1 protein-coding gene is annotated in these 590 nt (G+C 65.4%); it reads right to left on the bottom strand.

Features of this window, described 5'->3' with window-relative positions; translation table 11 throughout:
* A partial coding sequence (locus XH84_RS31750) for a nucleoside-diphosphate sugar epimerase/dehydratase (protein WP_430641992.1) occupies nt 1-590 on the bottom strand: 590 nt, incomplete at both ends.

Raw genomic sequence — 590 nt, 5'->3', positions numbered from 1 at the left:
CGCGGCGCCTCGCCGCTCTCCAGCGAGGGCATGCGGCTCACGATCGCGCCCAACTTGCGCGCTCGCATCAGGATCGATTCGGGATGGGCATCCGGCTCGAATGCCGACGGCGTCATCACGATGCGGGCGATGGCCTTGTTGCGCTTAGTGAAATCGGCAAGGACGTCCTCGACGTCGTCGATACCGCCCAGGACCGGCACGTTGCGGATGAGCTGGCCCAGATCGGCGCGCGAGGGCGACAATATGCCGACCGGCCAGATCCGCTTGATCGCCCCGCTCTCGATGCCGCGGAGCAGCACCTCGGCATCCGCAGTCCGGCCAATCAGCAGTGTCGGTGCAGCGTCCTCGGTGCGGGCATGACGCCGCACCCGCGTATAGCGGAAATAGCGGTAGGTCATCCGCAGCGCGCTGAGGAAGGCGATCTCGAGAAACCAGTACAGGATGATCGTCACCTTGCCGACGAAGAAGCTGCCGCGGACGTTGGGCGCGACGAAGATGTAGTCCAGCACGAGCAGAGCGAGCGTCAGCACGGTGGCGGCGCGGATGATGTTCAGCGCATCCGGCAGCGAGATGAAGCGCCACTTCGTCGT

The sequence above is a fragment of the Bradyrhizobium nanningense genome (assembly GCF_004114535.1).
In the GTDB taxonomy this organism is placed as follows: domain Bacteria; phylum Pseudomonadota; class Alphaproteobacteria; order Rhizobiales; family Xanthobacteraceae; genus Bradyrhizobium; species Bradyrhizobium nanningense.
This window is presented reverse-complemented; position numbering and strand designations above follow the sequence as displayed.